This is a genomic window from Chitinophaga sp. ARDCPP14, assembly GCF_051362515.1.
Taxonomy (GTDB): domain Bacteria; phylum Bacteroidota; class Bacteroidia; order Chitinophagales; family Chitinophagaceae; genus Chitinophaga.
Map to the genome: position 1 here is coordinate 911,513 of NZ_JBKIXB010000002.1, position 23,709 is coordinate 935,221.

At 45.7% G+C, this 23,709-nt stretch carries 20 protein-coding genes; 7 read left to right on the forward strand and 13 right to left on the reverse strand.

Translation table 11 applies throughout. The features are described from left to right. Window positions 1-43 precede the first annotated feature (43 nt). The 3 genes from ACLHR0_RS08470 to ACLHR0_RS08480 form a co-directional block, all read right to left on the reverse strand. The gene (locus ACLHR0_RS08470; protein ID WP_436485888.1) at window positions 44-352 is read right to left on the reverse strand and encodes a helix-turn-helix domain-containing protein; all 309 of its coding nucleotides are present in this window, start codon (window positions 350-352) and stop codon (window positions 44-46) included. Next, complete coding sequence (locus ACLHR0_RS08475) at window positions 330-680, reverse strand: type II toxin-antitoxin system RelE/ParE family toxin (protein WP_436485890.1); 351 nt, start codon at window positions 678-680, stop codon at window positions 330-332. Before ACLHR0_RS08475 ends, ACLHR0_RS08470 begins: the two co-directional genes overlap by 23 nt. Window positions 681-804: 124 nt before the next feature. Beyond that, entirely contained in the window at window positions 805-1,530 is a 726-nt protein-coding gene (locus ACLHR0_RS08480; protein ID WP_436485892.1) for an HNH endonuclease, read from the reverse strand. A 147-nt stretch (window positions 1,531-1,677) separates the two neighbouring features. Between ACLHR0_RS08480 and ACLHR0_RS08485 the strand changes: the two genes are divergently transcribed. Beyond that, window positions 1,678-2,163: a sigma factor-like helix-turn-helix DNA-binding protein gene (locus ACLHR0_RS08485; RefSeq protein WP_436485894.1), complete on the forward strand. Its 486-nt coding sequence runs from the start codon at window positions 1,678-1,680 to the stop codon at window positions 2,161-2,163. Next, the gene (locus ACLHR0_RS08490; protein WP_436485896.1) at window positions 2,153-2,524 is read left to right on the forward strand and encodes a hypothetical protein; all 372 of its coding nucleotides are present in this window, start codon (window positions 2,153-2,155) and stop codon (window positions 2,522-2,524) included. The genes ACLHR0_RS08485 and ACLHR0_RS08490 overlap by 11 nt, the downstream gene beginning before the upstream one ends. 79 nt (window positions 2,525-2,603) lie before the next feature. On the opposite strand, the gene ACLHR0_RS08495 is transcribed toward ACLHR0_RS08490, so the two are convergent. Further along, complete coding sequence (locus tag ACLHR0_RS08495; RefSeq protein WP_436485898.1) at window positions 2,604-4,451, reverse strand: ABC transporter ATP-binding protein; 1,848 nt, start codon at window positions 4,449-4,451, stop codon at window positions 2,604-2,606. A 327-nt stretch (window positions 4,452-4,778) separates the two neighbouring features. Here ACLHR0_RS08495 and ACLHR0_RS08500 point away from each other — a divergent pair, with 327 nt between their 5' ends. Next, a complete protein-coding gene (locus ACLHR0_RS08500; protein WP_436485900.1) occupies window positions 4,779-5,990 on the forward strand; it encodes a glycosyltransferase family 87 protein in 1,212 nt (403 codons plus the stop codon). Between the two features lie 63 nt (window positions 5,991-6,053). After that, entirely contained in the window at window positions 6,054-8,342 is a 2,289-nt protein-coding gene (locus ACLHR0_RS08505) for a GH92 family glycosyl hydrolase (RefSeq protein ID WP_436485902.1), read from the forward strand. Between the two features lie 191 nt (window positions 8,343-8,533). Here ACLHR0_RS08505 and ACLHR0_RS08510 read toward each other — a convergent pair whose 3' ends face one another. The 4 genes from ACLHR0_RS08510 to ACLHR0_RS08525 all read right to left on the reverse strand — a co-directional run bounded on the left by ACLHR0_RS08510 (window position 8,534) and on the right by ACLHR0_RS08525 (window position 13,360). Next, entirely contained in the window at window positions 8,534-9,622 is a 1,089-nt protein-coding gene (locus ACLHR0_RS08510; protein ID WP_436485904.1) for a family 10 glycosylhydrolase, read from the reverse strand. Window positions 9,623-9,627: 5 nt separating this feature from the next. After that, the gene (locus ACLHR0_RS08515) at window positions 9,628-10,737 is read right to left on the reverse strand and encodes a carbohydrate-binding family 9-like protein (RefSeq protein WP_436485906.1); all 1,110 of its coding nucleotides are present in this window, start codon (window positions 10,735-10,737) and stop codon (window positions 9,628-9,630) included. Continuing rightward, window positions 10,734-11,123, reverse strand: a complete 390-nt coding sequence (locus ACLHR0_RS08520; protein ID WP_436485908.1) for a GxxExxY protein — start codon at window positions 11,121-11,123, stop codon at window positions 10,734-10,736. The genes ACLHR0_RS08515 and ACLHR0_RS08520 overlap by 4 nt, the downstream gene beginning before the upstream one ends. 185 nt (window positions 11,124-11,308) lie before the next feature. Further along, a complete protein-coding gene (locus tag ACLHR0_RS08525) occupies window positions 11,309-13,360 on the reverse strand; it encodes a M13 family metallopeptidase (protein WP_436485910.1) in 2,052 nt (683 codons plus the stop codon). 140 nt (window positions 13,361-13,500) lie between these two features. Here ACLHR0_RS08525 and ACLHR0_RS08530 point away from each other — a divergent pair, with 140 nt between their 5' ends. From ACLHR0_RS08530 to ACLHR0_RS08540, 3 genes are all read left to right on the forward strand, one after another. Further along, entirely contained in the window at window positions 13,501-14,682 is a 1,182-nt protein-coding gene (locus ACLHR0_RS08530) for a DUF5009 domain-containing protein (protein ID WP_429043581.1), read from the forward strand. A 153-nt stretch (window positions 14,683-14,835) separates the two neighbouring features. Continuing rightward, on the forward strand, window positions 14,836-15,093 hold the full coding sequence (locus ACLHR0_RS08535) for a hypothetical protein (protein ID WP_370909084.1): 258 nt from the start codon (window positions 14,836-14,838) through the stop codon (window positions 15,091-15,093). Window positions 15,094-15,100: 7 nt separating this feature from the next. Then, window positions 15,101-15,352: a hypothetical protein gene (locus ACLHR0_RS08540; RefSeq protein ID WP_370909085.1), complete on the forward strand. Its 252-nt coding sequence runs from the start codon at window positions 15,101-15,103 to the stop codon at window positions 15,350-15,352. A 1-nt stretch (window position 15,353) separates the two neighbouring features. Here ACLHR0_RS08540 and ACLHR0_RS08545 read toward each other — a convergent pair whose 3' ends face one another. The 5 genes from ACLHR0_RS08545 to ACLHR0_RS08565 form a co-directional block, all read right to left on the reverse strand. Further along, window positions 15,354-17,246 (reverse strand): monovalent cation:proton antiporter-2 (CPA2) family protein, encoded by a 1,893-nt coding sequence (locus ACLHR0_RS08545; protein WP_429043584.1) that lies wholly within the window; start codon window positions 17,244-17,246, stop codon window positions 15,354-15,356. Between the two features lies 1 nt (window position 17,247). After that, window positions 17,248-17,853 carry an NAD(P)H-dependent oxidoreductase gene (locus tag ACLHR0_RS08550; protein ID WP_429062117.1) on the reverse strand — a complete coding sequence of 202 codons (606 nt, stop codon included), beginning with the start codon at window positions 17,851-17,853 and terminating at the stop codon, window positions 17,248-17,250. Between the two features lie 73 nt (window positions 17,854-17,926). Continuing rightward, window positions 17,927-19,777: a chloride channel protein gene (locus ACLHR0_RS08555; RefSeq protein WP_436485913.1), complete on the reverse strand. Its 1,851-nt coding sequence runs from the start codon at window positions 19,775-19,777 to the stop codon at window positions 17,927-17,929. A 16-nt stretch (window positions 19,778-19,793) separates the two neighbouring features. Further along, entirely contained in the window at window positions 19,794-20,702 is a 909-nt protein-coding gene (locus tag ACLHR0_RS08560) for a transglutaminase domain-containing protein (RefSeq protein WP_436485915.1), read from the reverse strand. Between the two features lie 33 nt (window positions 20,703-20,735). Beyond that, the gene (locus ACLHR0_RS08565) at window positions 20,736-23,339 is read right to left on the reverse strand and encodes a hypothetical protein (RefSeq protein ID WP_370909090.1); all 2,604 of its coding nucleotides are present in this window, start codon (window positions 23,337-23,339) and stop codon (window positions 20,736-20,738) included. Window positions 23,340-23,709: the final 370 nt, after the last annotated feature.

Here is a 23,709-nt window from a genome sequence, read left to right on the forward strand (position 1 = left end):
GTTGATAGCAGAGATGTTAGGGACCTTAGTAAATTTAAATCAATCAAAGATCAATTGTTAAATTAACTCTTCCGCCTAATCCAACCGTTACAATTTCCTGTAAAGTGGAAAGTCTAATTTCTTTAATGTCGTTCTCAATTTTTGATATATAAGATTTATTCTTCCCTACTTTTGCACCAAGTTGCTCTTGTGTTAAACCCTTAGCGATTCTTGCGTCATGTAATAAAGCACCAAGTTTAAAAACTTTATATCCAGCTTCGAATTCTTCGCGTTTTTCGGTTCCTCGTTTACCATGATGTTTACTTATGAAGTCATCAAGGGATGTGAGACTAGTATTTTTGATCTTTTTCATATTCACTTTTTATTTTCAAGGCTCTTGTAATTTCATTCTTCGGTGTTTTCTGTGTTTTCTTTTGAAAACCATTCGCCAGTACAATTAATTTCCCTTTATCAAAGAAACAAAAAATGCGAAAAATGTCAGTACCATGCTTTATTCTAACTTCATATAATCCTTCTGTTCCTTCAAGATGTTTCAAATATGATTCTGGCACCCTTTCTAATTCTTCAATTGCTTTTAAAGTCCAGAGTATTTTATCCTGAACATTTTTTCTCTGACCATTGAAAAATGTTTCAAAATGAGTCTTGTAGAAAGCTACTTTTCGATATTTCTTTGTTTCCACGATTGTAAAGATACGTAAAGTTCCCCTAAAGGACAACTAATGGTTTTTACTACTATATTCACATAGATAGAATATTATAATGTTTTATAATATACATATGATATTAAGAATGAATTAGATTCCTTTAGATCCGCATCATTCGCTCGCGCAGTCCTTCAATTGACAATACATTTATATCCTTGTGTAGCATCCGGTGGCAATTGGAGCAAACCAACGCCAGGTCTTTTAGGCTTGTTTTTGTAGAAGCGGTTATCTTTGAAAGTGGTGTTTTGTGATGGCATTCAATAAATCCTTTACCAATATCCCCGTAAGAATCATAAAAATCAAATCCGCAAACTTCACAAAGGAGTTTCCCCTTCTTTTTTAATATCTCATCTTTTTTTAGCTTAATGATAGCGGGCGCGCGTTCTCTCACTTTGTGGAGTTTATATAAGATGGAACCTTCTTCTACGCTGTCTTCCACCGTTTGCTCATCTTCTTCAATATGAAGTATTTCTTCTTTGATTGATGGATCTGTTACGGCATTGGTTATTTCAATAGCTAATTTTTTTAGTTGATCTCTTTTGTCTTTGAACTCATTAAACAGTATTTCATCAAGCTTGGAATAGCTTTTCAATCCTTTGCCTGGAGTTTCTAAAGACATAAAATTAGCCAGCTTTCTAGCTACCCCATTTACATTCCTGAACTTTAGTGGATCAGGACGTTCAAGGTCAAGAGGAAGGCTTCTTAATAAATCGCTTAAGGCAATGATCTTGCGGTTTTTGCGATCAATACTCCCTCTATCCGGAGAAAAATAAAGATCGAGTGCAAGTATAATTTCATCCCTATGCCACTTTGGATTGCTTTTCATAGTACAACGATGTATGGACGCTCAAAATCACGATGGGTATAGCTTGTCTTGAAATGATATTTATAATATCAATATGATATACAAATATAAATATAGAATACCTATCACCCTTTGCTAATCCCCCCTTTTCTCCCTATTTTTACTATAATGTCCACGCACCTACCAAAACAATCTCACCTCCAACTGAAGTCATTATTTGACCTGCTATACCTGCGCCTTTGCCGGTTTGCCGACCTTTTGATCGCGGATTCCGCCATGGCAGAGGATATCGTGCAAAAAGTGTTTATAAATTATGAGTATGAAGACGATGATTTCCCGGCCATCAAAATGTTCCTGTACAAAGAAGTGCTGAATGCCTGCCACGCGCATAAAACGGGTATAAAAGCTGCCTTTATAAGGGCGGAAGTAGGCGGGGAAATAAACCGGGCTATCGCTGCACTGCCGGAGGGCTGCAGTAAAGTTTTCAAGCTTAGCTATGTGGAGGAACTGAAAAATGAAGAGATTGCAGCGGAGATGTCGATGCCGGTAAGCTGGGTGAAAACCCAGAAAGCGAGGGCACAGGAGTTATTGCACTGGCGACTGAAGCCGGAAACTTTTCTCGTATTAAACTTCTTCTTATCCATTGCAGAATAATCTGGAATCATATTACCACCGGTCCCGGTTAATAATAAAGTATTGGGAAAACGCACTTTCAGCAGCGGAAAGTGAGGAGCTGGAGGCGTGGATAGATGCCAGTGAGGAGAACCAGCTGTTGTTTGCGGAGTTAAGCAAGGAAGCTACTTTGAAGGAAGAGTTGAAACAGATGGGCAACTATTATCCGCAGCAGGCCTGGAAGAAAATTCAAGCCGCAAGAAAGGAAAGAAAACAGGTGCCCTGGGCAGGGGTGGTTGCCACGTTAATTATGTTGCTGCTGGCCATTACGTTGAAGTGGTGCTATCTCCGCGAGGCACTGCCTGCTGATAAAAAGACGGAGAATAGGGGTACCAGCCGTTGAGCTGCGTCCTGTAGTGAAAGAGGGATTTCCTCTTCTTTCCGCCATAGGTTTTTATAAAGCGTCTCCTTCCGGAGGCGCTTTATTTGTATCCGGCAGCCTGCAATTCAAATAATTCGGCGTAACGTCCTTTGCGGGCCAGCAGTTCCTCATGGCTCCCGATTTCCACCAGCGTGCCGCGTTCCAGTACTAAGATGCGGTTAGCCATGCGCACTGTGGAAAACCGGTGTGAGATTAACACGGCGGTTTTATCACGGGTAAGATCAGCGAACCGGAGAAATACATTGTATTCTGCCCGGGCGTCGAGGGCGGAGGTGGGCTCGTCCAGTATGAGGAGTTGCGCGTCTTTCATGTAGGCCCTTGCCAGCGCTATCTTTTGCCATTCGCCACCGGAGAGTTCTATGCCCTGGTTAAAGCGGCGCCCCAGCATTTGTTCATAGCCGAGCGGCATTTTTTCTATGAGTGGGAAAGCAAGACTTTGCCTGGCCGCATCCTCAATCATGGGAAGGTTGTTGCTTTCTGCGATATTCCCCACGGCGATGTTCTGGGAAACCGTCATCTGGTAACGCTGGTAGTCCTGGAATATAACGCCTACCTGCGTACGCAGTTCTTTAAGATCATATTCACGGAGATCTATACCATCCAGCAAAATGCGTCCTTCTACGGGGTCGTAGAGGCGGGATAATAGTTTTACCAACGTGGTTTTGCCGGCGCCGTTCTCCCCTACCAGCGCTAATTTCTCGCCGGGATGAAGGGTGAAGTTAAGGTGCCGGATGGCCCATTTGTCGGAGTTAATGTATTTAAAGCCTACATCTTCAAAAGTGAATCCCTGTTGAATAGGCCGCGGGAATGCCCGGGGATGAAGCACAGGAACCATTTTAGGCTCTATCTCAAAATATTCAAACAGGTCGCGCAGGTAAAGGGCGCCCTGTGTAACACTGGAAAACCGGATAAGGATACCCTGGAAGGTGGTACGCAACTGCCTGAAAGACCCCGCCAGGAAAGCCAGGTCGCCAATGGTTAGATGCCCCTGGATCGTTTGCAGGATGATGATCACATAAGCGGCATAATATCCTGCGGCGCCAACTACCGCGAAAGCAGTTCCCCAGATGGAGTCCCTGATCTGCAGTACTTTTTTATCGGTATAAAATTTATTGGAGATGACCTTAAAGCGGTTGATCAGGAAATTGGAAAGATCAAACACCTTTACTTCTTTGGCCGTTTCATCGCTGGCGCCGAGATAGCGGATATAATCCAGCTCACGCCGGTCGGACGTTTGGCCCCAGGCCAGTTTATAATACAGGTCGTTGAAGTGCGATTCATTCAGGAACGCCGGGATTACTGCCAGCAGCAATAATAATATCAGCCAGGGATTGAAGAATACCAGTCCTGCCGCCAGGAAAACAATCGTGATGATGTCCTGTACCTGGCTGAGTACCTGCGCCAGCAGCACGGTTCTGCCGGAGGTTTGCTGCCGGGCACGCTCCAGCTTATCATAAAATTCAGCATCCTCAAATTGGTCGAGGTCCAGCTTGGCGGCATGTTCCATGATCTTCACCGAAGTATGGTTGGCAAAGAGATCACCCAAAAGGCCATCCAGCAAGGAAATAGCGCGACTTAGCGCATCGGATAATATGGCCAGTCCGAATTCCAGTGCCACCAGTTGCCATAGCCAGGTAGTGGAATGCCCTGCATCTTTGGTGAGGTGTACCACCTGGTCGATGATCAGCTTGCCCACATATAATAACGATAACGGCATGGCAGATTGAGCCACCCTGAGAATAGTGTTCGCTATAGCGAGCCCTGGACTGGTTTGCCATACCATCCTGAAAAATGCCGGTAGGTTGCGAAGAGCTGCCAGCCGCTCTTTGAAGGTTAATTTCTCGTCTTTCCCCGGGCGTTTTTTCCGGGGCGTTGCCATTGCACTCATACCGGTAATTTACGAAAATTGCTTCTCCAAACATAAGCGCATTATCTAAAAGGATTTGTTTTAAATTTGAGTTCATGTGAATAAACCAGAATGCTATGTTATTATTGATCGTTTCCTTGCTGATCGTTTGTTGTGTGATTGTTGCCGGCGTTGTATACGCTGTAAATGAGCAATCCAAACAATGGGCGGCATCAGAAAACTAATACTGCGCTTTAATTGAGTACCGGATATCTGAGCTGAATAAATAAAAACTACAATAGAGGGATACCCCTTCCAGGTGCGTTATACCTGCGTACTATAGCTTTTATTTAATTAGCAATTATCGATATGCGTGAAAAAAGGAATGTGCTGACTTACCTGGCAGAAAAGGAATGGCTGATCATGAGTTTATGGTTCGGCCTGTCCTTTATCGGCGCCTTCATGGAAGTATCCCGGAATAATTTTAATAATTACCGCATATTTAAAGACGTATTTTTTCACGTCATTCACCAGCAGCCACTATACATCCCCTACCCGGCCGATTATTATGATGTAAATCTTTATGGCCCCTTATTCAGCCTCGTAATTGCTCCTTTTGCAGGTTTGGAAATCCACCTCGGAGCGATGTTGTGGTCGCTCACCGGTTCCGCTGTTTTATTTTATGCCATCCGGCAACTGCCACTCTTACGCATGCAACAGAATATTATCCTGTTGCTATGTTCAATGGAGCTGATGGGCGCCAGCAGCTGGTTCCAGATGAACCAGTTCATCGGCGCTTTCATTATCCTCACTTTTGCCAATACGGTTAAAGGGAAAGAACTTTGGGCGGCTTTCTTTATTGTATTAGGAACGCTGACAAAGTTTTATGGTATCGTAGGACTTGCATTCTTCTTCTTTACCCCCAATCCCAAACGGTTTATCGGTTACCTGTTTTTATGGGGCGCGGTCATGTTTGCACTACCCATGATCATATCTTCTCCCCAATATATTATTCAATGTTACTTTGATTGGTATGCTGCGCTGGTACACAAAAACGAACTGAATGAAGGCGCGAATATCCTGTTCCAGGATATATCTGCCGGAGGCTTTATAAAAAGGGTATTTCATTTACCGGACCTGAGTAATAATGTAGTACTCATTCCTGCGGTAGTACTTTTCTTTTTACAATATACCCGGTTAGCAGATCGCTACAATTCCCGTTACCGGCTGTATATACTCTGCTCCACACTGATATTCCCGGTACTTTTCAGCACCAGTTCGGAGTCGCCTACCTACATCATCGCTATACCGGCGGTATGTATCTGGTATGTAATGCAGCCATCTACCAGAAGGAATAACATATTTATGTTTTTCCTCATCTTCCTGATCAGTTTTTCCCATTCAGATATACTTACTCCCTGGTTCAGGAGAAATATTGCTATGCCATATGCCGTGAAAGCCTTGCCATGCCTGGTATTATGGCTGGTGATCGTCTATCAGACCTACACCCGGAAATATCTGTCAAAAAAAGATGTTTCTCCCGCGCCTGTCAAGGAATTGGAACCCGTTGCCGTATTGTGAAAAAATTAACGAAAAAAGTAATAATCCGGACGTAAATTGCCGGATTATTAAAGGTTTTTGATTATGAACACGGGATTCAAGATAGGTAGTGCATTTGCGTTATCTGCTATGCTGTTTCACGGCATTCAAACAAGTGCACAGAAGAAGTCAGCATCATTGCCAGGCTTTGTTGAAAGTAAATCAGTTGCTTCAGTAGATCCTTATATCGGCTCCGGGGGCCACGGACACGTATTTGTTGGCGCCAGCGTTCCATACGGCGCAGTACAAACAGGTCCTACCAACATTGTAAAAGGTTGGGATTGGTGCTCCGGATATCATTATTCAGACAGCGTATTAATAGGCTTTTCCCAGATGCACCTCAGCGGAACCGGTATCGGCGACCTGGGCGATGTACTCATTATGCCCTACACCGGCAAGGTGAGAACTAACCGCGGCACACAGGAAGATCCAACTTCAGGATACGGCTCCCGCTACTCCCACGAACGCGAAACTGCTCGTCCCGGCTACTACGCCGTTCAGTTGGACGACTACAATATCAAAGCAGAACTAACCGCTTCAGAAAGAGTTGCTTTTCATAAGTACACCTTCCCGAAAGATCAACCTGCCAATATTATCATCGACCTGAAAGAAGGTATCGGCTGGGATGCGCCGGTAGAAACATTTATCCGCCAGGTAGATGAATATACGCTCGAAGGATACCGCTACTCCAAAGGATGGGCGGAAGACCAACGCCTCTGGTTTGCCATTAAATCAAATGTACCGGTGAAACAATTCCTGGTATTTGATGGAGATAATAAACAAACCGGTAAAGAAGTAAAATCGAAAGAAGCCAAAGGGGTGATTGTATTCGATAAATCGCCCGGACAGGTAATGCTGAAAGTAGGCGTTTCTCCCGTAAGCAGCGAAAACGCACTGGCAAATATAAAAGCAGAAATACCAGGCTGGGACTTCATCAAAACCATTAACAGCGCTAATGCTAAATGGGACAAGGAACTGGCTAAAGTAAGCATTGAAACAAAAGACGAAGCCGCCCGCCGCGTATTTTACACTGCCATGTATCACACCATGATTGATCCGGCCTTGTTCAATGACCATGACGGCAGCTACCGCGGCACCGATAAAAAAGTATATACCAATCCAGGCTTCGATAACTACTCCGTATTTTCTCTCTGGGATATTTATCGTTCCTGCGCGCCACTCGCCACCATCCTGCATCCTGAAAAGGTGAACAGTTTCGTGAACTCCATGCTCACCATCCACAAACAACAAGGCAAATTGCCGGTATGGCCGCTGATGGGCAATGAAACCAACTGTATGGTGGGCTATCACGCCGTACCGCCTATTGTGGACGCTTACCTGAAAGGATTTAAAGGATTCAACGCAGAAGAGGCTTTTGAAGCCATGAAGGTTACCGCTAACCGCGACGACCTGGGCTTGAAATACGTAAAGGAATTGGGTTACATCCCGGCAGATAAAGAATACGAATCCGTTTCCAAAGCCATGGAATACGCCATCGACGACTGGTGCATTGCAGCCATGGCGAAGAAATTAGGCAAAACTGCCGACTTCGAATACTACAAAAAACGCGCTGCTTACTACCGCAATTATTTCGATAGCACCATCCGTTTTGTACGTCCGCGTATGAGCGATGGCAGCTTCAAAACGCCTTACGATCCGTTTAACTCCGTCCACGAAAAAGGCGACTTCACCGAAGGTAACGGCTGGCAATACACCTGGCTGGTGCCACAGGACGTGGAAGGACTCATCCAACTCATGGGTGGCGACGATGCGTTCACCAACAAACTCGACAGCCTCTTCACCGCCAAAGGCGATATGGGCGCAGAAGCGTCCAGCGATATCTCCGGTCTCATAGGTATGTATGCGCATGGTAATGAGCCAAGTCATCACGTTACCTACATGTACGCATTCTCCGGTTATCAATGGAAAACCGCTGAAAAAGTAAGACAGGTAATGAAAGAATTTTACTTCGATCAGCCGGAAGGTCTTGCTGGTAACGAAGATTGCGGCGCGATGTCGTCCTGGTATGTATTCTCCTCCCTGGGCTTCTACCCTGAAAACTCCGCCAGCGGCACCTATGTATTAGGCAGCCCGCTGTTCGACAAAGCAACTATTAAAGTAGGCGCCGGTAAAACTTTCACGGTACAAACCATCGGCAATAGTGCAGAGAACATCTATATCCAAAGTGTTACCCTTAACGGTAAACCATATACGAAGAGTTTCATCACTCACCAGGATGTGGTAGCCGGCGGAACGCTGGTAGTTAAAATGGGCAACAAACCCAACCTCAGCTTTGGTAAGGCTGCAGCGGACAGACCATCAAACGCGCTTTAGCGGAGGCTGTCTTACTCAGGATTACGCTGATTTTATTGATTTTCGGGATTTGATCACGTTGGATTTAAAATGATTATGGGAGATATAAGCGGATATTTTCGCTTTTATCTCCCATAATCATTTTAAATCCAAAAAGTAAAATCAATGTAATCAGCAAAATCAGCGTAATCCTGAGTAAGACAACCTACGCGTTAGGCGTTCTCGCCCAGCACGCGCAATACCTCTGGTGTTACGTTGCCGAAGATGGAAACGCCTGCCGCGCCGTTTTGGATGGCCAGTTTTACGGCTTCGGCCAGGTCGGCGTAGTTGCCATGGAAGTCCGGAAGGTACAGGCCTGCGTATAATGGAAAGGCGCCATGGAGCCCCTTCACACCTTCTGCTACCGCATCGCCGATCCAGCTCACGTTTTCCCTGTAAAAGCCATGATAGATCATTGGGCAGATGGCGTTCAATGGCCAGTTTGTCCAATCCTGGCGTACGATACGTTTGGCGATTTCAGGAGTAGGGAATACTGCTGCGGAAATTGGCTTTTTATGTTGCCGGGCTACCTGTGCGAGATTGCTCACCACATTAGTGATCCGGTCGTAGCGGAACTTGCGCCAGGAAGGACTTTGATCGGGATGCTCTATTTGTAAAGGATCTGCGCCATGTTTTTCTTTATAGGCATTGCGGCATTGTTCGCAATAGCAGAAATCGTATTCTGGCAATTCCTTCGACTGATCAATACCATAATTACTCCAGAGGTTCACGGGTAATATCACATCGCAGTAACGGACATAGTCGAGATGGATGCCATCGACGTAATCCAGTGAAAGGATTTTTTCCACCTGGTCTTTCAGATAATTCACTACCTCCGGTTTGCTGGGACATAGCCAGCGGTAGTAATCTACATAGGGAGGATGGTTGGCGCAGGATTCACCTTTGCGGTTTTGCGCATACCATTCCGGGTGACTAGCAAGCAGTTCTTTTTCCCCGCGATTCATAGTCCACATCCAGCGGTGAGCGTTGATGCCGTTGGCTTTAGCGGTTTTGAAATGCAGTTCGCTATCTTCCTCAAACATAATATCCGTGATCCCTGCTTTTCTGTAAGCAGCGTATCTTGCTTTTAAGACAGCGGCGGTATCTTTATGATCCGGATTGATCCACACGCGGTGTTGCACGGCATTCTTTTCCAGCGTGGGCGCTGTTTCTTTTGCAGTAGCTGCGCTGGCCGGCAGCGTAGATTTCGCCAGTGCCAATCCACCGATGCCCAATGATTTTATAAAAAGACGTTTATCCATAGCGCTTATTTTCTGTTACTATACACTTTACCTTCCTGGTTGATATTTACGAAACCAGCAAAACTACTACCGGTAACGCTGGCGTTATACTGTAATGAAATGCCTTCCATTGATAACGTATATACTTCTTTATTAGTACCGGTTTGTTTTTCAGAGATCTTCAGCTCTTTTAAGTTTTTAGCATAACGGCCATTGGCTTGCCTAAATTGTAGTTGGGCGCTGTAAATCTGCCAGAGATATTGTTTGGCTTCCTCCGCCGGAGGTAGCTGGAAAGTAGTACTGGCTTTGCTGGTAAACAACAGATAACCCCACCGTTCAGGCGCATGCATATTCACAATTCCTTGTGGTGACCAAACCCAGTTGTGTTCTGGCTGCTGTTGTTTTACGTACTTGCCGTTCTTAATATCAGTGTCCCACTCCACCCGCGAAAAATTGATGCGCCACAGGCTATTTTCTGCGGGTCGTTGGTTTTTATTGAAGAAGCTGAGGGCGCTGAAAGGCACGGCCATCTCTACTGTCCACTCTTTATCGGTATCCGACGGATTATTAATAGTGCCATCAATATGTATGGCAGTGATAATTCCTTTGGTGTCCCAGTTGATCAGCGCCTCTCCCATGTTGCGGTAAGGCTTACCCATAAACAGGTCCATCACGGTATTTAAAGCATTGATTTCTATCTCGTAGTATTGGTGGGTATCTCCATCGGGATCTATAAATACTTCAAAGTCATTATCCCGGAAAATAATGGCGTCATGCTCCACCAGTGTTCCCCAGATATGTGGCTCCTGCAGCGTAGCTGCGATATAAAGATATTGCTGGTCCCACATCATCTTCACCCTGGTGCGCAGTGCCGGCGCCGGTTTAGCGTCGCCTTCAATATCTTTGAAATCTTCCGTCCAGGCGGCTTGTTGCCAGGCGGCTTCATCGAGTTTACCATCGATCACTACTTTGTTTTTCGTTTCCTGGCATACGTAGTGGCGGGGTGTTTCGTGTGCGGGTTTATACAATTCCAGCCCGGTTTGAGCGGAGGTTGTCTTACTCAGGATTAGACTGATTACGCTGATTACACTGATAAATTTTTTTATAATTTTTATATTGAGATGATCTTTTTTCATTTGAAATTTCCGTTGATTAACCTTTTAAATTCTAAGCTTGGCCGGCCAAAGTTAATAAGTAATCCTGTTTCTACATTATATGCTTCAAGATAGCTTCTAACCTGAGACAAATGCACTTGTTCTGTTATTGTTAATGCTTTTAGTTCTACGGCTACAACGCTTTCGACAATAAAATCTGCTCTCCTTCCCCCTACGTGTTGTCCTTTATAGTATAAAGGGATTTCTTTTTCTCTTTCAAAGAGAATTTGTTTTTCACTCATTTCAATGGCTAACGCGCGCTGATAAATTACTTCCTGAAATCCTGATCCCAGTATACGATGCACTTGCATTGCACAACCAATGATTTTACTAGTAAGCTCAGAATGCTTATAATTTGGATTAATCATACATTATGTATTAAGGTTAAAACAAACAATGACGCGAATTTAACTATTCCAATAACTAAAAAAAAGAGCCGGATAAAACATCCGGCTCTAATCCTAAAAATTAAAATCAAATTAAAATCAAAAAAGTAAAATCAGTGTAATCAGCGTAATCAGTCTAATCCTGAGTAAGACAACCTCCGCGCGCGTTACCATATGCGTACGCGCGCACTATCCGCCCGGTACATGCCATCCCCCGGCTTCACGCCATACACTTCGTAGAAGGCGTCCACGTCGCTAAAAGGCCCGTTCACCCTGAATTTGGCGGGAGAGTGTACATCGGTCAGCACCTGCCTGGCCAGCGACTCTTTTTTGGTGTGGCCCAGCCAGCCCAGGGAGTAGCCCATGAAGTACCGCTGCGACGGCGTGTATCCGGCGATCTTTTCGTTCTTCTTATATTGTGCTGTTTTTTTGAACGCTTCCCATCCCAGCAGGATACCGCCTAGATCCGCGATATTTTCACCAAGAGTGGCTTTGCCGTTGATGCGTAAGGTATCTACTACTACGTAGTTGTTGAATTGTTTTACCATGACGGATGCGCGCTCATTGAATTTTTTCTCATCGTCTTTGGTCCACCAGCTTTTCAGGTTGCCGGCGGCATCAAACTGGCGGCCTTCATCATCAAACCCGTGTGTGATTTCGTGACCTATGGTGGAGGCGCCGGCATAGCCGTATACAACGGCATCGTCCAGCTCTTCATCGCGCTTACCGGGAACGGTGAAGATACCGGCAGGCAGCACAATTTCGTTGTTGCTGGGGTTATAGTAGGCGTTGTATGTTTGCGGCGTCATATCCCATTCATTGCGATCAACCGGTTTGCCGAGTTTGTTGATCTGGTAGTTTTGCCACCACTGGTGGGCTGCTTCGATGTTCTGATGGTACGATTGTTCCTTGATATCCATTGCAGTAAAATCTTTCCACTTATCGGGATAGCCTACTTTCTTGGTGATCTTGGAGAGTTTGTATAATGCTTTTTGCTTGGTGCTATCGCTCATCCAGTCGAGGTGTTCAATGCGTATTTTCAGTTCCGCACGGATTTCTTCTACCAGGTTTTCATATCTTTTTTTGGCGGTGGTATTAAAGAACTCTTTTACAAACAGTTGGCCGAGGGCCTCTCCCATTGCGCTTTCCTCTGCGTCCAGCACTCGTTTCCAACGCGGTTTCTGCTTGTCTTGTCCTTTGAGAAGGGTGCCATAAAATGCGAAGTCGGTGTTGGCGATGGTATCGCTGAGATGTTGGGAGGCCGCGTTGATCAGGTTCCACTTGAGGTAGTCCTTCCAGGTTTGAAGTGGCTGTGATTTAACGGCGTTGCTCAGGTTGGAATAAAATTCCGGCTGACCAACAATAATGGTATCGGCGAATTTGCTGATGCCTTGTTGTTTGATGAACTCATTCCAGTCGATGTTGCCGGCAATTTTATTTAGCTGGGTGACAGCCATCTTATGGTAGTTGGCTTCCGGATCACGGAGTGCTTCCAGTTTGCGGCTGTTTTTAGCCAGGTTTGTTTCCAGTTGTACGATACCGGCAGCCGCCTTTTTAGCGGCGGTGCTGTCGTAGCCAACAAATTGCAGCATTTTAGCAACGTGACCGGGATAGGCATTCCGGATGTTGGTGGTGCGTGCGTCGGTGTTGAAGTAGTAGTCGCGGTTGGGAAGACCCAGCCCGCCTTGTGCCAGCTGCACAGCGATGACGTCACTGTTTTTGGCGTCCTGCCCGATGTACAGGCTGCAGAAGGCGCCGGTGTTGATATTCAGCTTGGAGGCCATTTGCACCAGCTGCGGGATGGTGGTAATGGCATCAATGGCTTTCAGCTCCGCTTCAATAGGCTTTATACCTTCCTGGTTGATGCGCACGGAATCCATTCCGCTGGTCCAGAAGGCGGCAATTTTTTTAGAGATAGGATCGGTAGGATTTTCTACCGCTTTTTCATTGATGATACGCAGGCGTTTGTACAGTTCTTCCTGTACCAGGTTACCGATGCCCCATGAACTGTATTCTGCTGGTATGGGATTGCGTTTTATCCAGCCGCCGTTGGCATAATCAAAAAAATCTTGGGTGGGATTTACGGTGCTGTCTACATTGGCGGCTACTGCGTCGGGGATGGAAGATGCGTCGGTGCCGGGTTGTTTCTGTCCCTGGTTACATGCAGCGAAGCAGGTAATGGCAGCCAGACCGGTTCCGGTGAGGATGGATTTTATCATAAGCTGTTGAGATTTTGTTATCGGAAGAAAGGTAATTATTTTTTATCACCCTGATTATTAAAATGGGCTTAACGGCAGCAGGAGAATATAAAGTAAATAATGTATTTTGGTACAAAGTCATTTCCTTACCTGCAACGCTTATGATCAACAATTTAAAGACTGGCCGCATTTTATCTATCGATGCTTTCCGCGGCATTACTATTCTTGTCATGATTTTCGTTAACAGTGTGGCGGGAGTGAGCGGTATCCCTTCCTGGATGCAGCATGCGCATGGTAATGAAGACCGGATGACCTTTGTAGATGTGGTGTTCCCTGCCTTCCTGTTTATAGTGGGGATGTCGGTACCTTTTGCTATCAATAGCCGGTTGGCAAAGGGAGATACTTTCTGGCAGTTGCAGCGGCATATTGCCTGGCGTACATTGGGTTTGTGGGTGCTGGGTATTTTTATGGTAAATGCTGAAAAGGTGAATGCAGCTGCTACCGGTATGAGTGGCGCCGCGTGGTCACTTTTATTTTATGTATGCGCTATACTGGTTTGGAATGTTTATAAATTTAAAAACGCATGGCTCGCATGGTGTTTCAAGGGTGCGGGCATGATAGGATTGATCATCCTGGCATTGATTTTCCGCGGAGGTGAAGATGGAACGGAGCGATTAACCCCAGATTGGTGGGGTATTTTGGGGTTGATAGGCTGGGCATACCTGTATGCATGTATCATTTACCAGGTGTTTAAAGGTGCGGCCGGCGCCATCATGCTGATGATTGCGGTATGTATCGGGTATTATATTTTATGTAAACAGCCGTTCATGGGAGAATGGGGCTGGCTTACATCGCAGGCAGGTCATGCTGCGCATACTTCCATTGTGTTGTCGGGAATGTTGCTGACATTATTTTATTTTGATGAAGACCTGGGCCTGAAAGGAAGTAAGCTGGTGTCGCGGGTAACGGGATACCTTATTTTACTGTTGATAGCCGGTGTTTTGTTAAGACCTGCTTATAAACTATCCAAGATCCAGGCTACCCCCAGCTGGTGCCTCTATTGCAGTGCTATATGTGTGGCTGTATTTTCCCTGTTATATTTTCTGATAGATGTAAAGCAGGTCAGTAAGTGGACGGCTTTCTTTCGCCCGGCAGGTTCCAATCCTTTGCTCACTTATATCCTGCCGGACATTGTTTTTTATGGCATGTTGCTCGCGGGGATCAGCCTGCCGGCTGTATTGGGAGAAGGACTGCCGGGTATTGCCTGGTGCGCTTTTTTTGCAGTAATCATGCTCTTCCTGGTAAAGGGATTAAACAAGCTGGGAATTCGCCTGCAACTGTAACAATCTTACACACTGCTTCGTTATAACTCTCGTAATGTAGAAAAATATCTACGTGAAATACATCCGTAACCGGGTATAGCGCGTAAATAGTTGTGGCATTTCGTTTGTCCCTTTCATTCATGTAAACAGATTTTGCATCCCAAAAGTTCCCCCATGAAAAAAATTGCAATTGTATTAGCGTCAGCCGGATTGATTTTAGCTATCTTAGCGCAGTACGCCTTAGTCAACGACTGGATGTGGTTCAAAGTGTTCCACACCCTTGGGTTTATAGGCTACATATTGATCATCAGCGGTCTTGCTTGTTTTTGCCTGTGGTTGATTCATCAGTTTTCCCGTGATGAAAAAAACAGGATAAAACGTTACTATCATCGCCAGCACGATGAAAGCGAAGTGAATACTGCACAACGGTAATAACGATATGTCTGACTTCTTCACACTTAAATTTGAATACAACGGGCATCCGCACATCCTGGATGTGCAAACCGCTCATCAGCAATTCAAAACGGTTTATAAGGTAGCCGTTCAGGAACATGAAATTACTTTTGAGCCTGATGAAGAAGGCTACGTACGCGCTGTTTCCAGCAAGCCTATGCACGATCATTTAAATCCTGTAGATGTAGGACTGCTACATCATGTGGCAGAACTCATTATCCAGCATATTCAGCAATAAATTATTCCTCATCAATTTTTTCTCCCCGGATCTCGTCACGCAATGATTCAGGGTCCCATCCCTGCCCTTCATCCAGCCAGGTTTTTACACGGTCGGAGGAAATGAGCTTTTCCATTTCATCGATACGTTCCTTCATGGAACTGATGTATTGTTTTTTATCATCGCGCAATGCAGATAAGCCTTTCAGGGTGCGTTCATCCTGGCGGAAGAAAGTCCGTGCGGCACGTTCACTCCGGTAAGCCCTTCCACCCAGCATACGCAGGGCATCCACGCCAACACGCAGGGAAGTGTCTACCGTTTCGCGGTAAATATGTAGTACGCCCAGGTCCATCAGTTCAAAAGTATCTTCATTATTTTCTGCCCTTACCAACAGTTGCAGATGAGGAAAATACCGTTGGGCCATTCTCACTATTTCCAGTGTTTGTTCCGCATGATCAGTGGCAATGATCAGCATTTTTGCATCTTTAGCGCCGGCGGCAACCAGCAGGTCATAACGGGACGCATCTCCATAATATACTTTAATACCCAGGTTGTGCAGCGCATCTACCCGGTCGGAATCCAGGTCGAGGATAGTAGCATTAATACCATTGGCCCGCAGGAAACGCCCGGTCATGCTGCCGAAGCGGCCAAAGCCTGCAATGATCACCGGGTTCTTTTCGTTGATCTCATCTGCTTCCCTTTCCGCTTTTACTTCTGAGCGGGTATAATACGGTTGAATCACTTTTTCATATAGCAGCATAATCAGCGGGGTAAGCGCCATGCTGATGGCTACTACTGCTGTTATCATGGCGGTCATTTCCTTACTCATCAGCCGCGTTTGACTGGTAAACGACAGCAACACAAACGCAAACTCCCCGATGTCTGCGAGGGCAAAAGCAAACAGCAGGTTCTGGTCGGTGCTCAGCCTGAATATTTTTCCCAGCAGCAACAACACAATACCTTTCAGGGCCATGATCCCTACTACCAAGCCCATGATCAGCCAGGGCTGTTCCATGATCAGCCTGAAATCAATAGATGCTCCAACGGCGATAAAAAATAAGCCGAGTAACAATCCCTTGAAAGGTTCAATATCACTTTCCAGCTCATGACGGTATTCACTGTTGGCAAGTACCACGCCGCCCAAAAATGCTCCCAGCGCAGAGCTGAGGCCCACCAGGTTCATCAGCACAGCAATGCCAACCACCATCAGCAAGGCCGTGGCGGTAAATAATTCGCGTACACGGGTCCGGGCAATGATACGCATCAGCGGCCGCACCAGGTACATGCCTGCAATAATGATGATGGCTACTGCGCCCAGCACTACCAGTGTTTGCGCCCATCCGGGTAAATTATCCCTCAGGGAGGCGCTGTGTGGAGCGGCATCTGCTGCGACATTACCAGCGAGCAATGGAAATATGGCCAGCATCGGGATCACGGCAATATCCTGGAACAGCAACACCGAAAAGGCGCTCTGCCCGGCAGATGTGCCCATCCACCCTTTTTCATTCAGCGTTTGCAACACAATGGCGGTAGACGACAACGAAAGGATCATGCCCAGTGCCAGCGATGTGTTGATGGGTTGTCCTACCAGGTAGGCAATGCCCGCAATGGCAGCGGCACTGATTATCACCTGCAGCCCTCCCAGCCCGAGAATGGAGGACCGCAGCCGCCACAACAGCGCCGGTTCCAGCTCTATCCCTATGAGGAACAGCATCATCACTACACCGAATTCCGCAAAATGCATAATATCTTCTCCCTCTCTTCCTATAAAACCCAGTAAAGAAGGGCCTATGATAATACCTGCGATCAGGTAGCCTAAAACAGCTCCCAGTCCCATCTTTTTGGCCAGCGGCACAAACACGATGGCAGCAGCCAGGTATACCATCGACTGAAATAGTAAAGAATGTTGATCCATATTATCTGGTTTGAGCGGGTAGTTGAAGTATTTGACGGAGATTTTCCAGGCCAGGCAAAGGTGTAAGGTCAAATTTATCGTCGCGGAGACGTTCCAGCACCTGTTTCAACTGGGCCGTATCTTCCTGGATATCTGAAATATCCTGCCGGTGAACGCCATATATCACAAAAGGAGCCGCATAATGCATATTGCATAATTTGGCGGTTTGTATAAAAGGCAGCAGGAATTCATGCACGGTATGTCCGTGGTGACCATCCGGTTGATAGGAATGTTCGGCGCCCCCTGCTGTGATAATATTGCTGAAATACTTTCCCTGTAAGGCTTTGCCGGTATGTCCATATGCCCAGCCGTGCTCCAGCACCAGGTCGATCCACTGCTTTACAATAGCTGGTGCACTGTACCAGTAAAAAGGATGTTGCATAAAAATAATATCATGCTGCTCCAGCAACTTTTGCTCACGGGCTACATCCACATCCAGATCAGGGTATTGTTCATACAGGTCGTTGAAAGTAATCCCCGGGATATTTTTAACCACCCGCAGCAACTGGGAATGTACCCTGGATTTTTCCAGGGCGGGATGTGCAAAATTTATCAGAACTCTCGCCATTATTGGATTTTCGTATAAAGGAATTTAGGTATTTTGTTTCAAACATTGTCCTTCTGTGATAACGAATTCCGTATCAACCTTCCGAATACTCCTGTAAAAGCAGCCGGTACTTATTGAGGATACTGGATTTGGAGATAAAGCCCACCAGTTGTTGATCCTGTATTACCGGCAGGTTCCAGGCCTGGGCCGTATCAAATTTTTTGATCACCACGTTAATGTTATCTTTTAAATTAACCACCGCCGGCGGGGCGTGCATCAGCTTCTTTACGGTAACGGTATCGTACAGTTCAGGATTAAACATAATCGGCCTGATTTCATCCAGCGTAATAACGCCTTCAAACAGTTGTTCGTGGTTCACTACCGCAATAATATTCCGGCTGCCTTCTTTCACCAGTTCTATAATATCCCGCAGGGTGGCGTCAATAGAAATTGTTTGCACATCTTTTTCAAGAAGGTCCTCCATTTTCAGGAGTAGCAGGATGTTTTTATCATGGGCATGCGTAAATACTTTGCCATCTTTTGCCAGTTCTTTGATTTCCGGGGAGATAGGTGAAAACCATTTTGCCATCAGGAAAGAAATGGTGGAAACAATCATCAGCGGAATAAAAAGATCGTACCCCGAGCTGGATTCGGCAATCAGGAAGATGGCCGTCAGCGGGGCATACATTACACCGGCCATTACGCCGGCCATACCAACAATCACGAGGTTGGTAACCGGGATATCGGTGAATCCCATCTGCTGACAAACCATGGCGTAAAAGAATCCCAGGAATCCGCCGGCAAACAGTGATGGTGCGAAGTTCCCGCCGTTACCACCGCTTTGTATGGTGACGGAAGCGGCCAATGCTTTCAGCAGGCACACGCAGCCGGTAAACACCACTATCATCCAGCTTTGCAGGGGAAGATACCGGAAAAAACTGTTTTGAAGAATGGCTTCGCCATTGCCGGCAGCCAGTGATTTCACGCTGGAGTAGCCTTCGCCGAATAAAGGAGGCAGCACCACGCAGAGGGCGGATACCAGTACACCGCCCAGGAGGGCGCGTTGTATCGCTGTCCAGTTGAGGGAGTGGAAAAAGTGTTCTATTTTTTGTGAGATGACCACGTAATATCTTGCATAAAATCCGCTGAGTATGCCCAGGGCTATATAATAAGGTACGTTATGATAATTAAAAGCAACCCTTGACTCGAAATGAAACAGCGCTTCTTCCTGTAAAATAATTTTAGAGAGCAAGCTGCCGCAAACGGCTGCCACAATCAGCGGCATGAAATCAGAAAACACCACGCCCGTGAGTAATATTTCAAAAGCAAACATCATCCCGGCAATCGGAGCATTGAATGCTGCCGCTATACCGGCAGTTGCACCGGCAGCCAGTAACAGCGTACGTTCTTTATAACCTAGTTTATAGGTACGTGCATAATTGGAGCCAAGTGCCGCACCGGTAACCGCAATGGGACTTTCCAATCCGGCCGATCCGCCAAGCCCCACGGTGATAGCGCTCTGTAATATCTGTGAATACATTTTTACGGGTGGGATCAGGCTGGAGTTCCGGGCTATTTCGTGCAGGATAGCAGGAATCCCTTTCCTCGATTGCCCCTTGAAAAACCAGATGACCATGAGGGTAGTGAGCACAATTCCGAGGAACGGGAACACTACATAAAAAATAACCTGTGTGCTGAAATGTACTTTATAGGTGATTACATAATGGATGTAATGGACGAGGCTTTTTAAGACGACGCCTGCTAACCCTGCCGAACAGCCTACCAGTATACCTGAAAGCAGGAGGAACTGGCTGCGGCTCATTTTGCTGTGTAACCAATGTAATATGAGCTCATAGCTTTTGGCACTCTTTAAACTGTATTGTTCAAAATCCTTTTTGAATCGAAAAAAGCTATGGTATTTCCGCAGGCGGTTAAATTGACTCATGCGGCAAATTTAAGGATCAAAGCTCAATCAGTGCATAAACTTTATCATTCATATAAGGACCGCCAGGGCGACGGGCCGTGTAATCCAGGTTAATCCAGTACTCTCCTTTCAGCTCGTGATAGTATATTTCTTTCACGGCTGGCTTCGGAAAAAGTGTGATGATAGCCTGCTTCATGATTTCAAACTCTTGTTTATCACCACAGTAAAGCTCCGGGTAGGCATGGCCTTTCACCAGTACAATACGGCATCGTGCCCCGATCGATTGCAGGCAGGAAGTCATGAGGATGGAATGGTCGTCGCAGTCGCCCCCCAAACCATTTTGAATGGTTTCCTGTGCAGTGGCGAAGTATTCGTCGCGGCGGGAATCCAGCACATATTTAAACTGGCCGTTGATATAACGGAACAGGGAAAGGAACCGGGTTATTTTCCCGTATTTATAAAAATATTCGTCGTAATAATCGAGGGAGTGTTTTACGGAGAAGTTGCGGACCACCGAGTCCTGGAAGTTGATTTTTTCCCGCATGCCGCGTACGGTTTTATCGCGGTAGCTTTCTACCCTTCTCGGATAAAGACTGAGGATATCCAGTTGTTTGCTGCCTTTGGTGTTGAGGTTGCCCTGTACCATGCCTTTATAATCGTTGAGCACATTATAAAAGGTATAGCGGTCAGTAACTTTGTTAATGACCATTACACTGCATACCAGTAAGAAGATGGGAATAATCAGCGGTCTGAAGACCCAGCGGAGCAAATAGACAACTATGAAACCCGCTACCACGGCCAATAACAGATCGATGTGCCAGCCGTTCGCTACGATGGGAGGCGTAAAGCTGTTGATATAGGGTGCCAGCAATAATAAGGTCAACAAACTCAATGTGTTGAACAATATATTCTGTGCTATGGTATATTTGCTTTCGTCTATGGCCATTATGCTACGCAATAAAGCAAAATTATGCCATAATCACCTCGCAAAGTTTGAAACGGCCTGTTTGAAGGAAGTACTTTTCCGGATGAGTTCTATTTGCTGAACCGTATCATTTTTCTGTTTATCCATTTGCAGTTGCTGATAGATTTTGTTCAGCAATCCGAAATTCATCAGCGCTAATACTTTGAAATCCAGTTTTTGTGCGTTTTCCACAGCTGTTTCTGCGGTGCGGATAGCTTTATTGAATTCGTGTTCATTAAAATATACGCCCGCGTATAGTAATTTCTGCACAGATTCCAGGTATTTTCCGCCGAAATAATCAGCAGAATATTTCTTGATCACCTGGTCGGTGTGCCGGCAGATCCGTGCAGCGGAAGCTGTTTGGCCCAGGCCGAGGTAGGCTTGTGCCTGCCAGCAGAGCAGCATGAGGCGCAGTGAATCTGTTTTACGGTGTTGTAAAGAAGGATATGTTTCAAAAATCCGGGTGGTAAAGCTGAGGAGGTGTTCGTTATCTCCCAGCAGGGTGAACACGATCCCCATATTACGGAATACAATTTCCTGGGGTTCACTGATGGGTTTCTTACCACCACTGGTGCCGGTCCAGTAGCGGAAATAGTTATAGATCTTTTCCCGGATATCTTCGTTTATAATACCAAATTTGAGGAATTCATAGATGAAGAGCTGGATTTCATAAGGTGTTACCCAAAGCTCGTCTTCAAATTCATCGGCTGCGTAGATTTTCTTAATATTATTGAGTTCTATTTCGCACTGTTCTGCATCGAGTTGCAGCAGGGCCATTGTAAATAATTTGCTCCTGATTTTGAGCTTGTCTTCCCGGGCTTCAGCAAGTCCCAGCAAAGCGTTAAGTACTTTGCGTTTCCTGAAATGAATAAATTCGTCACTGATAAAAGGGCCAATAGGGTTCTTCTTGAAGAAGCCCGCGGGGAAGATGGATTTGAGTTCACCCTGGTTGTTGCCATCATGCTGGTAGTGTAATACGAGGTATTCCAGCAGGTGGGATTTTTCTATGTTGGATAATGGTAAATGCAACATTTTGATGATGCCATCGATCTGCGCATGGTTGATAGCGTAGCGGAGCAGCCATCTGAATACGCCGATGCGGTAAGGCGACTGTGGCAGGTGTTCGAGTATTGCCATTAGCAGGGGCTCATTTATTTCCTGGCCGTTTTCTTTCAGGTAGTGCATGGCCACAAAATATTCGAGCAACATGGTATGGGCAAAGCGCACCTTCACATTGAACATAATTTCCTGGCTCAGGTTTTCTTCCACCAATATATTATCGGCCAGTAGTTCTTTGTAGGCAGGGAACAGATCGGCATTCTGGGTGAGCAGCAAATTTTTATCTGCGTAGATCCCTGTTCTGCCGAGGTCGAGCAGGGTGAGTAATTTTTCAATGATTTTTATTTTGAAAGAATTGCTTTGCGAATTGAACACGCGGTTCTGAATAAAGCGCGATACAATTTCGAACAGGCTAAGGTGTTCATCTACAAAGGTTTGATCCGGGCCGCTGTTGAGCTGACAAAATAGTTGCAGGTAATAAGGATAACGCAGTTTTTGCAGGAAGTTTTCAGAAAACAGCCGTACGGTAGCGGGATCAAACTGGTGGTTATAAAGAATAGACTTCACTTCCTGTTCCGTAAGCCGGGGCATATTGATATTGGTTTCCTCATCCATTTCAGCGCCCAGGTACCAATAGCGCCGGAAGGCGGGGTATTGCTGGGAGTGCTGGAATATTTCGGCCCAGGTACTGCTCCGGATGGAAAGGATCACTTTCACCCAGGGGTATAAGTCGTTGGAATACACAAAGTCTTCCAGTTTGGAATATAGTAGGCGGAGTTTCTCGCCGGCTACGGCGATTTCATCGAAGCCGTCTATTATTAATATAAGGCGTCCGCCTTTTTTATCGAAGTGGCTGGAGAAGTATTCGCGGAAGTTTTCACCATTACCGAGGTTCATCTGGTTATCGAGCCAGGAGGAAAGGGAGAATCCTTTCAGCAGGAGGCTGCCGGCCGCATGAGCATGGATGAACCAGCAAACGTCCTGTTTATAACGGGCTTCTTTGCCAAACCAGCAATGTTCTGCGAGGTGTACCAATGCCAGCGACTTACCCCATCCTGATGGCGCTATTAACGCGGTAGCGGCGTAGTCGCTTTCCAGGAATTTTTCGATGTGGGCATTACAGAAGGGCCGGTGAACGGTATACGGAAAAGCAATGCCAGAGCGATTTTTGAGGGTTAGCATCGTGTAATGGGAAACTGCGTCTGCCTTGTTTTTCAGGTCAGACCATTTTCCATTATCCAATGCTACGGCCGAAGTAGACGCATTGGTGGCAGTGGAAGCGGTGTTCATCTTCCGGTAGTGATGTTGCTGAAAATCTTCCCAGTCTTTATATTGGCAATATTGCGAAAGGGTATTCAGGGTATATCTGGAGAAGCTGTGTTGAGCAACAGCAAATCCGAACACCCTTTTAAGCGTAGTTTCGCTTACCAGTTTCGTGGTGTTATCCAATATGGACTGAGAGAGATGTTTGCAATCTCCTGGCAACATGACTTCAACACCGAACCTGCGGAGAACTTCATTCTGCAGGGTAATGATAAAGTCATAGGATAGATCAATCATAGGGGACAATAAATGGATTTTCGAATTGTCGGTACCTGTTTAATTACGTATCGTATTTGCGTTTAGATTTTCGGAAGACCGAATGAACAAAATGAACAGAAAATATTAAATTGAATTATATATATGAAAATAACTAATAAAATTAATTTTATTATTAGTTGTCATCTGGATATCATATATAAATATGATGACGTACAGCATAATGTTTCTATATGAGTATATATTATATATTATTTTCCAGTACTTTGACTGTAATGAAAACGGATAAATAACTTTATTAGCCAGCCCCGAAATTTTTCTTTTTCCTGTTTTAAATGCAATGGTCCCTTATTTTCCTGCCTGTTTTTCTCCAACTCCTACCTTCCGAATG